1 protein-coding gene is annotated in these 1,434 nt (G+C 60.9%); it reads right to left on the reverse strand.

Annotated features, from left to right (window positions below; genetic code table 11):
* On the reverse strand, positions 1 to 1,434 hold a 1,434-nt coding region (locus tag K675_RS0119215), incomplete at both ends, for a hemagglutinin repeat-containing protein (RefSeq protein WP_026145351.1).

The following is a 1,434-nucleotide window of genomic DNA, read 5'->3' on the forward strand; positions in this document are numbered from 1 at the left end:
ATGGGCCTTGAGCTTGCTACCGATGATCGTGACATCACGGCCGCCATTGATGTTCATGGCGCCATCGGCGCCCTTGCTGGCATTGATGGTCAGGTCCTTGCCCGCGTCCACCACGGAGGCGACGTTGGTGCTGTCGTAGCTCTCGACCTGCTTGCTGCTGCTGCGCCCGAACGACCCTTTGCTCTTCTTCGAGTAGTAGTAGGAGCTTTCATCCTTCGCCGAGGCGATGGTCATGTCCTGGGCGGCGTCCAACTTGATATCACCACCGGCCGTGATCCGGCTGGCAATGACATCCAGGTCCTTCCCGGCGTCGATGGAAATGTCCCGGCCGGCCTTCAGTTCAGTGGACTGCTGGCTGACACTGCGGGTTTCCAGGGTTTTCTTCTTGCTGCGCGAAGCAAACTCGCTTTCATTCGCCGCAGACTCGAGATGAATGTCCTCACCGGCGGTAAGCGCCATGTCGCGCTTGCTTTCGAGCGTACCGGCAATCGCACTGATGTCGCGACCGGCGTTCACAGAAAGGTCCCGACCGGCACTGACCGTCGCGCCATGCTGGGCGATCTGCTGACTAAGGTACGAGCTGCCACGGGCATCGGTCGTGCGTTCGGCGATGGCATTGACGTTGACATCACGCCCCGCGCTCAACTTCATGTCCGCGCCGCTGCTGAGCACTGACCCGTTGCTGTTGATGTCCCGTCCGGCACCGATACTCAGGTTGTTGGACGCCTCGATGCGGGCCGCGTTGTCCAGGATGTCACGATGCTGGGTGCCGCCACCCAGGCTGGAGTCCAGGTGAGTGACGTCACGCTGGTTGAGCACATCACCGCGGCTTGCGCTCAGGCTGACGTCACGACCGGAAATGATGGAACCGGACTTGTTAACGATACTGTTGCCCGCCAACAGATCCAGGCGATTGCCCGCCTCGACAAGACCTGCGTTGGACAAATCATTGCCTGCGCTGGCCGACAGATTGTTGCTGGCGCGCAAGGTACCGCTGTTGCTCAGCTCCGTGCCCGCGATCAGCGTCACGTCAGAGCCCTGGATCAATGCCCCATTCGGCGCCAGGCGCCCCGTGGCCTGGGCCATGTACAGCACTGGCACCAGGACCTTCTCGCCATTCACTTCGTGCTCTTCGAGCCAGACGATGTCGTGAGTCAGCGCCGCGACCTGCTGGGAAGTCAGACTGACGCCGACCGACAGGTTGAGCGCCTGCTTGCTCTTGATGGCGTTGTCCATCAGGTACTTGTAGAGCGCCTCGTCCGACGTTTGCCCGTCGATGAAACGCTGCCCGGTGCGTGCAGTGACCGCCTGCTGGATCAGCTTCTGCTCATAGAAGCCGTCACCAAGGCGCTTGGCGCTCTCATCCGGGTTATAACCCAAACCTGCCAGCAGATAATCCGAGCTCATGAACTGCTTGAGGTCGGTCAACACCGG

Source organism: Pseudomonas fuscovaginae SE-1 (assembly GCF_000364705.1).
Classification (GTDB): domain Bacteria; phylum Pseudomonadota; class Gammaproteobacteria; order Pseudomonadales; family Pseudomonadaceae; genus Aquipseudomonas; species Aquipseudomonas fuscovaginae_A.